Origin of the sequence: Bradyrhizobium sp. CCBAU 53340 (genome assembly GCF_015291645.1) — a bacterium.
Lineage (GTDB): Bacteria > Pseudomonadota > Alphaproteobacteria > Rhizobiales > Xanthobacteraceae > Bradyrhizobium.
Window position 1 is genome coordinate 1,279,275 of the sequence record NZ_CP030055.1, and the last position, 12,112, is coordinate 1,291,386.

9 protein-coding genes are annotated in these 12,112 nt (G+C 64.6%); 8 read left to right on the plus strand and 1 reads right to left on the minus strand.

Annotated features, from left to right (window positions below; genetic code table 11):
- Positions 1–5 precede the first annotated feature (5 nt).
- The 3 genes from XH89_RS05975 to XH89_RS05985 all read left to right on the plus strand — a co-directional run bounded on the left by XH89_RS05975 (position 6) and on the right by XH89_RS05985 (position 3,834).
- Entirely contained in the window at positions 6–1,253 is a 1,248-nt protein-coding gene (locus XH89_RS05975) for an amidohydrolase family protein (RefSeq protein ID WP_194466186.1), read from the plus strand.
- 135 nt (positions 1,254–1,388) lie between these two features.
- Positions 1,389–3,002, plus strand: a complete 1,614-nt coding sequence (locus XH89_RS05980) for an ABC-F family ATP-binding cassette domain-containing protein (protein WP_194466187.1) — start codon at positions 1,389–1,391, stop codon at positions 3,000–3,002.
- 91 nt (positions 3,003–3,093) lie between these two features.
- Positions 3,094–3,834: an SDR family oxidoreductase gene (locus XH89_RS05985; RefSeq protein WP_194466188.1), complete on the plus strand. Its 741-nt coding sequence runs from the start codon at positions 3,094–3,096 to the stop codon at positions 3,832–3,834.
- Between the two features lie 188 nt (positions 3,835–4,022).
- Here XH89_RS05985 and XH89_RS05990 read toward each other — a convergent pair whose 3' ends face one another.
- Entirely contained in the window at positions 4,023–5,351 is a 1,329-nt protein-coding gene (locus tag XH89_RS05990; RefSeq protein ID WP_194466189.1) for a dicarboxylate/amino acid:cation symporter, read from the minus strand.
- A gap of 133 nt (positions 5,352–5,484) precedes the next feature.
- Between XH89_RS05990 and XH89_RS05995 the strand changes: the two genes are divergently transcribed.
- The 5 genes from XH89_RS05995 (at position 5,485) to XH89_RS06015 (ending at position 12,110) form a co-directional block, all read left to right on the plus strand.
- Positions 5,485–6,804: a solute carrier family 23 protein gene (locus tag XH89_RS05995; RefSeq protein ID WP_194466190.1), complete on the plus strand. Its 1,320-nt coding sequence runs from the start codon at positions 5,485–5,487 to the stop codon at positions 6,802–6,804.
- Positions 6,805–6,877: 73 nt separating this feature from the next.
- Positions 6,878–7,714 carry an SDR family oxidoreductase gene (locus tag XH89_RS06000; protein WP_194466191.1) on the plus strand — a complete coding sequence of 279 codons (837 nt, stop codon included), beginning with the start codon at positions 6,878–6,880 and terminating at the stop codon, positions 7,712–7,714.
- A gap of 181 nt (positions 7,715–7,895) precedes the next feature.
- Entirely contained in the window at positions 7,896–9,026 is a 1,131-nt protein-coding gene (locus XH89_RS06005) for a LuxR family transcriptional regulator (protein ID WP_194466192.1), read from the plus strand.
- A 37-nt stretch (positions 9,027–9,063) separates the two neighbouring features.
- Positions 9,064–9,885 (plus strand): NAD-dependent protein deacetylase, encoded by an 822-nt coding sequence (locus XH89_RS06010; protein WP_194466193.1) that lies wholly within the window; start codon positions 9,064–9,066, stop codon positions 9,883–9,885.
- Between the two features lie 140 nt (positions 9,886–10,025).
- A complete protein-coding gene (locus XH89_RS06015; protein WP_194466194.1) occupies positions 10,026–12,110 on the plus strand; it encodes a hydantoinase/oxoprolinase family protein in 2,085 nt (694 codons plus the stop codon).
- Positions 12,111–12,112 lie beyond the last annotated feature (2 nt).

A 12,112-nucleotide genomic window follows, 5' to 3' on the forward strand; every position in this document is an offset into this window, starting at 1 on the left:
TCTCCATGCCCAGCACTCTCTTCAAGAACGCCGCGCTGCTTGATCCGCTCCAGCCCGAATTGCTGACCGGCCACGACGTGCTGGTGGAGGATACCGTGATCAAGGAGGTCTCGGACCGTCCGATCCAGGCCAATGCAGATCGGACGATCGATCTCAAGGGCAAGACGTTGATGCCCGGCCTGATCGACCTGCACGTCCATACCATCGCCATCGAGCTCAACCTGGCGGCGCAGGCGAAAATGCCAAACGTCCTGGTGACGCTGCGTTCGACGCTGATTCTCAAGGGCATGCTGCGGCGAGGTTTTACGACCGTCCGCGATGCCGGCGGCGCCGGCCACGCGATGAAGCAGGCCATCGAGACCGGCCTGGCTGATGGTCCGCGTCTGTTCGTCTCGGGCCGTGCACTCAGTCAGACCGGCGGACATGGCGACGGCCGGGCCCGCTCGGACTATCTGGCCAGCGATTCCGTCTGTCCCTGCTGCGTGCGCGTCGGCGCGCTGGCGCGCGTTGCCGACGGCGTTGATGGCGTGCGCAAGGCGGTCCGCGAGGAGCTGCAGATGGGTGCCGACCAGATCAAGATCATGGCGTCCGGTGGCGTCGCCTCTCCGACCGATCCGGTCGGCGCCTTCGGCTACTCCGAGGACGAGATCCGCGCCATCGTCGACGAGGCGCAAGGGCGGCAGACCTATGTGCTCGCCCATGCCTACACCGCGGCTGCGATTGCGCGCGCTGTTCGCTGTGGCGTCCGTACCATCGAGCACGGCAATCTCATCGACGAGCCGACGGCGCGCCTGATGGCCGAGAAGGGCGCCTATGTGGTGCCGACGCTTGTCACCTATGAAGCCTTGGCCAATGAGGGCGCGCAATACGGCCTGCCGCCGGAGAGCGTCGCCAAGATCGCCGACGTCCGCGATGCCGGCCTGCGCTCGCTCGAGATCTATCGCAAGGCCGGGGTGAAGATGGGGTACGGCAGCGATCTGCTCGGCCCGTCGCAGCGCCTCCAGAGCGAAGAGTTCCGCATCCGCGCCGAAATCCAGGGCGCGCGCGAGGTCATCGCCAGCGCGACCGTGATCGGAGCCGAGGTGCTCGGCATGGAGGGCAAGCTCGGCCGGATTGTGCCCGACGCGCTCGCGGATCTGCTCGTGGTCGACGGCAATCCGCTTCGCGACGTTAGCTGCCTGCTCGGCCAGGGCGAGCACATTCCGCTGGTGATGAAGGCGGGGAAGGTTCAGTTCGACAGGCTGGCGGCGTAGCCGCTGGCCTCGCCGGCAGCATGCCTTGATCTTGCCGCCCGGCCGGATTATGAGCGAGGCTCTCATCAAGGATATCGGTAGCCATGGATTTCACCCCGATCGCAACGCCCATCCGCATTGCTCACGGGGAATTCCATGCCTGCTTCCATCATCCTATCGCGCTTGTCGCTGTCCACACCTGACGGCCGCTCTCTCCTTTCCAGCATCGATCTGACCTTCCGCGCGGAACGCGCCGGCCTCGTCGGCCGCAACGGCGTCGGCAAGACAACTCTGCTTGCCGCGATCACCGGCGAGCATGTTCCGCAGTCGGGGCACGCGATTGTCGACGGATCCGTCGGACTCCTGCGCCAGGACGCTCAACTTCGTCCGGATGCGACGGTCGTCGACCTCTTCGGCGCGCGCGATGCTCTGAACGCGCTCCGCCGTGCCGAGCGCGGCGAAGCTTCGGCAGATGATGTTGCCGAGGTCGACTGGACCCTCGAGACGCGGCTCGCGTCCGCTCTTGCCCGGGTTGGTTTCGATGTCGCGCCCGACGCCGCATTGGACCGCTTATCGGGTGGGCAGGTGACGCGCGTTCGTCTGGCGGCACTGCTCTTTACGGAACCAGACTTTCTGCTGCTGGATGAGCCCACCAACAATCTCGATCGGAACGGTCGTCTCGCCATCATCGATCTGCTCGCAAGCTGGCGCGGAGGCGCGATTGTGGTGAGCCATGACCGGGCCCTGCTCGAGACCATGGACGCCATCGTCGAGCTGACCTCGCTCGGGGCCACGCGCTATGGCGGCAATTGGAGCAGCTATCATGCGCAGAAGGCCGTCGAGCTTGCCGCCGTCAGGCACGACCTCGCGCATGCCGAGAAGCATCTTTCCGAGATCGACGGCAAGGCGCAGGAGGCCGCCGAACGCAAGGCCCGCAAGGACAGCGGCGGCAGGAAGAAGCGCGCCAAAGGCGACATGCCGCGGATTCTGGCTGGCGCACGCCGGGACCGCAGCGAAGACAGCGGCGGCAGGACCGCGCAGATTACCGAGCGGCGACGCGCGGAGGCGCTTGATGCGGTCGACGCCGCGCGCCGGCGCATCGAGATCCTTCAGCCGCTGTCGGTGAAACTAGCCTCGACCCAGCTGCCGGTGGGGAGGGAGGTGGTGTCGATTGACCGCGCCAGTGCGGGCTATCGGCCGGAGCGACCCGTGTTGCGCGATGTATCGCTCACCATCGTCGGTCCGGAGCGCGTCGCGATTGTCGGGCCCAATGGCTCCGGCAAGACGACGCTGCTGAAACTCATTGCGGGCAAGTTGCGCCCGTTCGCCGGCAGCGTGCGGGTCAGGCCGGACTTCGCGCTGTTCGACCAGAAGGTCAGCCTGCTCGATCCCGCGATCTCGATCTTCGACAACTTTGGGCGCCTCAATCCAAGAGCCGGCGTGAATGAATGCCGTGCCGCCCTGGCGCGCTTCATGTTTCGCGCCGATGCGGCCTTGCAAGAGGTCGGCAGCTTGAGCGGCGGCCAGCTGTTTCGCGCGGGCCTTGCCTGCGTGCTGGGCGGAGCGACGCCGCCGTCCCTGCTGATCCTGGACGAGCCGACCAATCATCTGGATCTCGAGTCCATCGCAGCCGTCGAAGCGGGCTTGAGCGCCTATGACGGCGCGCTGCTCGTCGTCAGCCATGACGAGACGTTCCTGCAGGCGATCGGGATCACGCGGCGGCTCGACCTTGGCGACGTCGATCGATTGTTCGGTTTGGCTGAACAATGATGCCGACCGGCGGCTGATTATCTTTCGTCGGAGAAAGGGCAAATCCTCCCGTGTCATCCGCAGGCAGCGGCCGGCAATCACGGAGAACGCAATGTCCAACGCAAACAAGAAAGTCGCCATCGTCACCGGAGGCTCGCGCGGCATCGGCGCGGCGATCGCCGAACGGCTTGCCGGCGACGGCTTTGCCGTCGTCATCAATTATGCCGGCAATGCCGCTGAAGCGGAGGCGTTGGCCGGAAAGATCGCGCAGGCCGGCGGCCGGGCCATCACCGCGCAAGCCGATGTCAGCAACCCGGGCGCCGTGGCGCGGATGTTCGATGTGGCCGAGAGCGCGTTCGGCGGCGTCGACGTGCTCGTCAACAATGCCGGCGTCATGCGGCTCGCGGCGCTCGCGGATGCCGACGATGGTGCCTTCGACAGCCAGATCGCGATCAATCTGAAGGGTAGCTTCAACACGCTGCGCGAGGCGGCGCGGCGGCTGCGCAATGGCGGCCGCATCGTCAATCTGTCGTCGAGCCAGGCCGGCATCCTGTCTCCGACCTACGGCATTTATGCCGCGACCAAGGCGGCGGTCGAAGCCTTGACGCATGTGCTGGCCAAGGAGCTGCGCGGGCGCAATATCACCGTGAATGCGGTGGCACCTGGACCGACTGCCACAAAACTGTTCTTGGATGGCAAGTCGAAGGAGTTGGTCGACCACCTCGCCAAGCTCGCGCCGCTGGAGCGGCTTGGCGAGCCCGAGGACGTCGCTGCCGCAGTTGCGTTCCTTGCAGGTTCTGATGGTGGCTGGATCAATGGGCAGGTGCTGCGCGCCAATGGCGGGATCATCTGATCCCGCCGCCTGTTCCGGATAAGGCTCAAATACCCGACGCTCTGCCCCCAGCGCGTCGGGTAGAAAGAATGAGTATCAATCGGTGATCCCAACGCCATCGTTGTGACGCGTGCCTCACCGATTTACCACTCCGGGAAACTACCGCAATGGAACCGGCTGCGACTGCCTTCGATCTCCAAGGCGCGCCTCTACGCTGTTCCGCCAGGCTCCAGCGCTTCGCCCATCTCCAGCGGATGTGCCATGGTCTCATGCAGCGCGTCGCGATCGAGCTCTCCTTCCGAGATGCTGATGACGACGCAGGCGACGCCGTTGCCGATCAAGTTGGTCAGCGCCCGGCACTCGCTCATGAACTTGTCGATGCCGACCAGGATCGCGATCGACTGGATCGGAATGTCAGGCACGATCGAGAGCGTCGCTGCGAGCGTGATGAAGCCGGCGCCGGTCACGCCAGAGGCACCCTTCGAAGTGATCATGGCGATGCCCAGAATGCCGAGTTCCTGCCAGATCGTCAGATGCGTATTGGTCGCCTGCGCCAGGAACAGCGTTGCCAGCGTCATGTAGATGTTGGTGCCGTCAAGGTTGAAGCTGTAGCCGGTCGGAACAACGAGACCGACAACGGAACGCGAGGCGCCGAGATGCTCCATCTTCTGGATCATTTGCGGCAGCACCGTTTCCGACGATGAGGTCCCGAGCACGATCAAGAGCTCGTCCTTGATATAGGCGATGAAGCGCAGGATCGAGAAGCCGGCCAGCCGCGCGATCGAACCCAGCACGATCAGCACGAACAGGATGCTGGTGAGATAGAACGTGCCGATCAGGGCGGCGAGGTTGAGCAGCGAGCCGAGGCCGTAGGCGCCCACGGTGAACGCCATGGCGCCGAACGCACCGATCGGCGCTACGCGCACGATGATGCGAATGATGCCGAAGAACATCTTTGCGGCCTTATCGACCGCCTCCGCGATCGGCTCGCCCGCCCCGCCGAGGAACGCGATGGCGAATCCGGAGAGGATCGAAACCAGCAGTACCTGCAGCAGGTCGCCGCGTGCAATCGCACCGAAATAGCTGTCGGGGATGATTCCCATCAGGTGAGCGACAATGCCGTCCTCCTTGGCCTTGGTGACATAGGTCGCCACCGACTTCGGATCGATCGTGGCAGGGTCGATGTTGAAGCCGTGCCCAGGCTGCAGCACCTCGCCGACCAGGAGGCCGACCGCCAGCGCCACGGTCGAGACCGACTCGAAATAGATCAGCGACTTCAGTCCGACCCGGCCGACCCGCTTGAGGTCGCCCATCGAGGAGATGCCGTGCACCACGGTGCAAAAGATCACCGACGCGATCATCATCTTGATCAGTGCAATGAAGCCGTCGCCGAGCGGCTTCAAGGCCTTGCCGAGATCTGGATAGAAATAGCCGATCAGGACCCCGAGTGCGATCGCGATCAGCACCTGGACGTAGAGGATCTTGTACCAGGGCTGGTGCCGGCGGCGAATGGCTGGCTGGATTGCGATCTGTGTCATAGAATGAGTCTCGGAACGCGTTGATCTTGTGACTTACATTGTGACTTACATCATGTGTTGACCGCAGCATAAGCAACAATCACATTTTGGTCTGTTTGCACGCGATCAATCGCTGCACCGCAATGGGGGGAACATGTCGAACGCAACCGGCGCGAACGAGCAGACGGAGAGCTATTTTCCGCGTTGGACGCTCAAGACCTCGGGCGTCATCATGCCTGAGGAACGGCTGTCATGGGGCCAAACCATCATCTCCGGTCTCCAGCATTGCGTCGCCATGTCTGGCTCGACGATCATCGCGCCGCTCCTGATGGGCTTCGATCCCAATGTGGCGGTGCTGTTCTCCGGCATCGGCACGCTGATCTTCTTCGTCATCGTCGCCGGGCGCGTGCCGAGCTACCTCGGTTCGAGCTTCGCATTCATCGCCGTCGTCCTCGCCGCCACCGGCTATGCCGGGCACGGGCCGAACCCGAACATCTCGGTTGCGCTCGGCGGCATCGTCGGCGCCGGCGTGCTGTACGGCGTGATCGCGCTGATCGTGATGTGGTCAGGCATCGGCTGGGTCGAGCGCTTGATGCCGCCGGCGGTCACCGGCGCCGTGGTCGCCGCGATCGGTCTCAACCTCGCGCCCGTCGCGGTCAAGGCGGTGAGCGCCAATGCGTTCGACACCTGGATCGGGCTTGCGACCGTTCTGATGATCGGCGTGGTCGCTGTTGGCGCGCCCGGTCTGTGGCGCCGCCTGCCGATCATCCTGGGGGCGATCGGCGGATATCTTCTGTACCTGCTGTTTGCGAACGGGCTCGGCTTCGGCAAGCCGATCGACTTCGCGCAACTTTCGGCGGCGCCATGGTTCGGCCTGCCGAACTTCACCACGCCGACATTCCACGCCGATGCCATCTTCCTGATCGCGCCGGTTGCGGTCATCCTCGTTGCCGAGAACCTCGGTCACATCAAGGCCGTCGGCGCCATGACGGGGCGAAGCCTCGATGCCTATCTCGGTCGTGCTCTGTTCGCCGACAGCCTCGCGACGATCGTGGCCGCCTGCGGCGGCGGCACCGGCGTCACCACCTATGCCGAGAACATCGGCGTCATGGCAGCGACGAAGGTGTACTCGACCCTGCTGTTCGCCTTCGCCGCCACGGTGTCGATCCTGCTCGGCTTCTCGCCGAAATTCGGCGCGCTGATCCTGTCGATCCCGGGGCCCGTCATCGGCGGCCTGTCGATCGTGCTGTTCGGATTGATCGCGGCGATGGCGGGCCGGATCTGGGTCGAGAACAAGGTCGACTTCGCCAATCCGGCGAACCTGATCACCGTCGCGGTCGCGCTGACCGCGGGCGCCGGCGATCTCACGCTCAAGTTCGGCGCGTTCACGATCGGCGGAATCGGCACCGCGACCTTCGGCGCGATTATCCTGTATCAGATTCTGACCTCGTCGATCGCGCGCCGCGCAGAATGAATCCCAGCAATGCGCTGACGGGATGGAACAAAATCCAGGTTCCATCCATGATGAGGGATTCCGGAGAAAACTCATGCCACAGACCGATCTCTCGACCGCCTTTCCTTCACGACTCGTTGGGCGACACGCACTGGTGACAGGCGCTCCACAGGGCATCGGGCGCGCCGTCGCCGTTCGGCTTGCTCAGGAAGGCGCGACGGTTGCCATCAATTATATCGGTCCTGCCGAGAAGGCCGAGGAGACGCTCGCGCTCGCGCGCACGGCATCGAGCGACCGCGGCCACGGCAGGCTCGATCATTTCATCGTTCATGCCGATATCGGGGTCGAACAGGACATCGCCGCGATGTTCGAGACGGTCCTGGCGCGCTGGAAGCGCCTCGACTGCCTCGTCAACAACGCCGGCTTTCAGCAGGAATCGGCGAGCGAGGCGCTCGACGTCGACACCTATCGCCGCATCATCGACGTTAATCTCAATGGCGCGGTGCTCTGCGCGCAGAAGGCGCTGGCGCATTTCGTCGCGCGCGGCGGAGGTGGCAGCATCATCAACTGTTCCAGCGTCCACCAGATCATTCCAAAGCCTGGCTATCTCGCCTACTCGATCAGCAAGGGGGCCATGGCCAATCTCACGCGCACGCTGGCGCTCGAATTCGCGGGCCGCGGGATTCGCGTCAACGCGGTCGGCCCCGGCGCAATCGATACGCCGATCAACGCAGCCTGGACTGGCGATCCCGACAAGCGCGGAGTTGTCACCAGTCACATTCCCATGGGCCGCGTCGGCACCCCGGAAGAAATCGCCGCCGTGTTCGCCTTCCTCGCCTCGGATGATGCCAGCTACATCACCGGGCAGACCATCTATGCCTGTGGTGGCCTGACGCTGTTCCCCGAGTTCCGCGAGAACTGGGCGAGCTGATTGCTGGCGAGGCAGTCTCGCAAGATTCGAAAACCAAGGCCCGGCGCCGCGCAGTCGGGCCTTCTCAACCAAACGGTTGATGTGCGATCCGGACTCCTGTCTCACAGTCCTTGTGGTCCATTACTGTGTTTTTCGAAGGCGCAAATGCCCTGCATGCCGTTTGGAATGATGAAAGTTGGCCGTGAGCTCTGAAGCCGCTTTGCTGTCAGAGCTGATCGGCCTCGTCTACGACGCCGCGCTCGATCCTGCCCTCTGGCCGCGCGCTCTCGCGCAAGCCTGCCTGTTCGTCGGCGGCTCCTCCGGAAGCCTGTTTTGGCACGACGCGGCCACGGAGCAATCCGCCGCGCTCCATATGTTCAACGAGGATCCGCACTACACGAAGCTCTACTTCGAAAAATATCTGCCTCTCAATCCGTGTTTTCCAGCCGGCGCATTCATCGAGGCCGGTCTCGTCTGGGGATCCACCGACCTCATTCCTTTCGAGGAAATCGTGGAAACGCGCTTCTATACAGAATGGATGAAGCCGCAGGGCATCATCGATGCTCTCGGGGCGAACCTGGAGAAAAGTGCGACGAGTGCCTCGGTTCTCGCCGTCCGCATGCACGAGAAGGACGGCCTCGCCGATTCCGAGGATCGCCGCCGGCTCGGACTGATCGTCCCGCATTTCCAGCGCGCCGTCTCAATCGGACGATTGTTCGACCAGAGCAAAGCGGTGCAGCTGATTCTGACCCAGGTGCTCGACAATGTGTCGGCTGCGGTCTTCCTGGTTGGTCCCGGCGCCCGCATCGCCTTTGCCAATGCGCCGGGGCGCCTCATGCTGGATGAAAGCACAATTCTAACCCAACGGAACGCAGCGTTGGCCGCAACGGCGCCCGAAGCGCAACGTGCGCTCCGCGATGCGCTTCTCGCCGCCGAGCGTGGTCACAGCGCGGTCGGCGGAGGCGGTCCGATTCTGATCTCGACGCCGCTCGGTCGCTGGTTCGCCAATGTACTGCCGCTGACTTCGGGCGACCGGCAGCGCACCGGCGAATTGTATTCGGCCGTTGCCGCGGTCTTCATCAACAAGTCCTCGCCCGCCAGTCCGCCGCCGCTGGAGGCGCTCGCCAAGCTCTACAAGCTCACCGCGAGCGAAATCCGGGTGGTCGATGCCGTGATGAAGGTGAGCGGGGTGAAGGCACTCGCAGAGCTGCTCGGGCTGACACAGGCCACCATCAAGACCCACCTCCACAACGTCTTCCGCAAGACCGGCACCGCGCGGCAGAGCGAACTCGTCAAGCTGATCGGCGGCTTCGAGCCGCTGGCGCGGGAGTGATCTGGCAAAATGCCATGATGCAGACTACATCTGCGCCATGGCAAACCCTCCGGCGGCAAACTCCGCGCTCCAGGATTTCATCGGCCGGCACGAAAAGCTGTTCGTGCTGACCGGTGCCGGCTGCAGCACGAATTCCGGCATTCCCGACTATCGCGACAGCCACGGCAACTGGAAGCGGACCCAGCCTGTCAATTTCCAGGCCTTCATGTCGGAAGAGCCTACGCGCCAGCGTTATTGGGCGCGCAGCCTGATCGGCTGGCGGCGGTTCGGACAGGCCCGGCCGAACGATGCGCATCACGCGCTCGCCCGGCTCGAAGCCAACGGCCGCTGCGAGATGCTGCTGACCCAGAATGTCGATCGCCTGCATCAATCCGCGGGCCACCGGCAGGTCATCGACCTGCACGGGCGGCTCGACCTCGTTCGCTGCATGGGCTGCGGCCGCAAGACGCCGCGGAGCGAATTCCAGCATGCGCTTGGCCGCGCCAATTCGGAATGGCTGACGCTCGACGCTGCGGATGCGCCCGATGGCGATGCTGATCTGGACCATGCGGATTTCTCGTCGTTCAGGGTGCCGCCTTGCGAAGCCTGCGGCGGCATCCTCAAACCTGACGTTGTATTTTTCGGCGAGAACGTCCCGCGCGACGTGGTCGCCGTCGCGCAAGACCATCTGTCGCAGGCCGACGCCATGCTGATCGTTGGCTCGTCGCTGATGGTCTATTCCGGCTTTCGCTTTGTTCAGGCCGCGGCGCAGCGCAACATTCCGATCGCCGCGGTCAATCTCGGACGCACCCGCGCAGACGATCTCCTGACGCTGAAGGTCGAGGAGCGCTGCGAAGCAGCACTTGCATTCCTGCTCTGATCTGCCCCCAGGCGATCATGTCTTGCCTATTGCATAGGTGCCACGCAGAATAGCCTGGTACAGCATGTCAGCATGCGCGATGGCATGGAAATTGCTGCGTTTTCGTCCTGGGACTTGACGATCAGCCGGAGAATTTTGGAATGCTTGAAGGAGCCGAGGTGCGGCTTGCCGTCGATATCGGTGGCACGTTCACCGACATCGTGCTGGACGTGGGCGAAGTGCGCAAAACGCGCAAGGTGCTGACGACGCCACAGCGGCCCGAACAGGCGGTGCTCGACGGCATGCGCCTCATTCTCACCGACGCGCGCGCGCATATCAGCGACATCGACGTCTTCATTCACGGCACGACGCTCGCGACCAACGCCATCATCGAGCGCCGCGGTGCCAGGACCGCGCTGATTGCGACGGACGGCTTTCGCGACGTGCTCGATATCGGCACCGAGAGCCGTTACGACCAGTATGATCTCGCGATCGACAAGCCGAAGCCGTTGGCGCCGCGCGGCCTCCGCTTCACCGTGCCCGAGCGCATCGACGCCCATGGTGCCGTTCGGCTCCCGCTGGACGAGGCCGCCGTGCGCGCGCTCGCGCCGAAATTGCGCGAGTTGAAGGTCGAGAGTGTCGCGATCGCCTTCCTGCACTCCTATGCCAATCCGGAGCACGAGCGCCGCGCGGCTGCGGTCATAGCGGAGGAGATGCCCGGCATTTCCGTGACGATATCCTCCGCGGTATGCCCCGAGATCCGCGAATATGAACGGACCTCGACGGCCGTCGCCAACGCCTATGTCCAGCCGCTGATCGACGGCTATCTCGCACGCATGGCGGATGCCTTGCAGGTCGAGCAGTTTCGCGGCGCCATCTATCTCGTCACCTCAGGCGGCGGCGTCACCTCGATCGAGACGGCGCGCCGCTTTCCGGTGCGCCTCGTCGAATCCGGCCCCGCCGGCGGCGCCATTTTCGCGGCGCAGATCGCGGCGCGCCTCGGCGAGAGCAAGGTGCTTTCTTTCGACATGGGTGGCACCACGGCAAAGATCTGCCTGATCGAAAAATACCAGCCCGAGACCTCGCGCGTGTTCGAGGTTGATCGCGCGGCGCGCTTCCTGAAGGGCTCGGGCCTGCCGGTGCGCATTCCCGTGATCGAGATGGTCGAGATCGGCGCCGGTGGCGGCTCGATCGCCCATGTCGACGCCATGAAGCGCGTCACTGTCGGCCCCGAGAGCGCCTCGTCGGAGCCGGGCCCCGCCTGTTATGGTCGGGGCGGCCAGCGTCCAGCCGTGACGGATGCCGACGTCGCGCTCGGCATGATCGATCCCGATGCCTTTGCCGGCGGCACGATCAAGCTTGATCCGGAGCTCTCGAAGCAGGCGCTGCTGAGCAGTGTCGGTGTGCCGCTGGGCCTGTCGGCGGAGACCGCCGCCTACGCCGTGCACGAAGTCGTTTGCGAGAACATGGCGAGCGCGGCGCGCGTGCATGCGGTCGAGCGCGGCGCCGTGGTCGGCCAGCATACGCTGATCGCATTCGGCGGGGCCGCGCCGTTGCATGCCGCGCGCGTCGCCGAGAAGATCGGCGTCTCCCGGGTGATCGTGCCGTCGAATGCCGGCGTCGGCTCGGCGGTTGGATTCCTGGCAGCTCCGATCGCCTATGAGCTGGTCCGCAGCCGTCATGTGCGGCTCGACGATTTCGACACGGATGCGGTTTCCGACCTGCTTCAGGAGATGGCGACCGAGGCGCGTGCGCTGGTCGAGCCCGGTGCGGCCGGTGCGCCGGTGCGCGAGCGTCGCGCGGCCTTCATGCGCTATGTCGGCCAGGGCCATGAGATCACGGTAGAGCTGCCGAACCGGGCGCTGACATCGGCTGATCTGGCAGGTCTTCGCCAGAAGTTCGAGGCCGATTATTCGGCGATGTTCGAGCGGCCGATCCCGGGCGCGGCGATCGAGGTGCTGAGCTGGTCGGTGCTCGCGACCACCGAAGCGCGCAATCCTCCCGCTGTCGCGGCCGTCCCGCGCAAGCCGGCGGCCAAGGCGTCGGGCAGCCGAAAGTTCTTCGACGGACGGGCCGGCGAGGTGATCGAGATCCCGCTCTATCGCCGCGAGGACATGGCGCCGGGCGCGACGATCGCCGGCCCCGCCGTGATTGCGGAGGACGAAACCTCCACTTTCGTCTCCACCAGTTTTGACGCCCATATCGACGGTGCCGGCAGCATCGTCATGGAACGGAAGGCGGCTTGATC

Bases quoted from the DNA above. Each gene is read 5' to 3' on its own strand.
- XH89_RS05990 (WP_194466189.1), bottom strand. From the start codon at position 5,351: ATGACACAGATCGCAATCCAGCCAGCCATTCGCCGCCGGCACCAGCCC.
- XH89_RS05975 (WP_194466186.1), top strand. From the start codon at position 6: ATGCCCAGCACTCTCTTCAAGAACGCCGCGCTGCTTGATCCGCTCCAG.
- XH89_RS06015 (WP_194466194.1), top strand. From the start codon at position 10,026: ATGCTTGAAGGAGCCGAGGTGCGGCTTGCCGTCGATATCGGTGGCACG.
- XH89_RS05995 (WP_194466190.1), top strand. From the start codon at position 5,485: ATGTCGAACGCAACCGGCGCGAACGAGCAGACGGAGAGCTATTTTCCG.
- XH89_RS06000 (WP_194466191.1), top strand. From the start codon at position 6,878: ATGCCACAGACCGATCTCTCGACCGCCTTTCCTTCACGACTCGTTGGG.
- XH89_RS05985 (WP_194466188.1), top strand. From the start codon at position 3,094: ATGTCCAACGCAAACAAGAAAGTCGCCATCGTCACCGGAGGCTCGCGC.
- XH89_RS05980 (WP_194466187.1), top strand. From the start codon at position 1,389: ATGCCTGCTTCCATCATCCTATCGCGCTTGTCGCTGTCCACACCTGAC.
- XH89_RS06010 (WP_194466193.1), top strand. From the start codon at position 9,064: ATGGCAAACCCTCCGGCGGCAAACTCCGCGCTCCAGGATTTCATCGGC.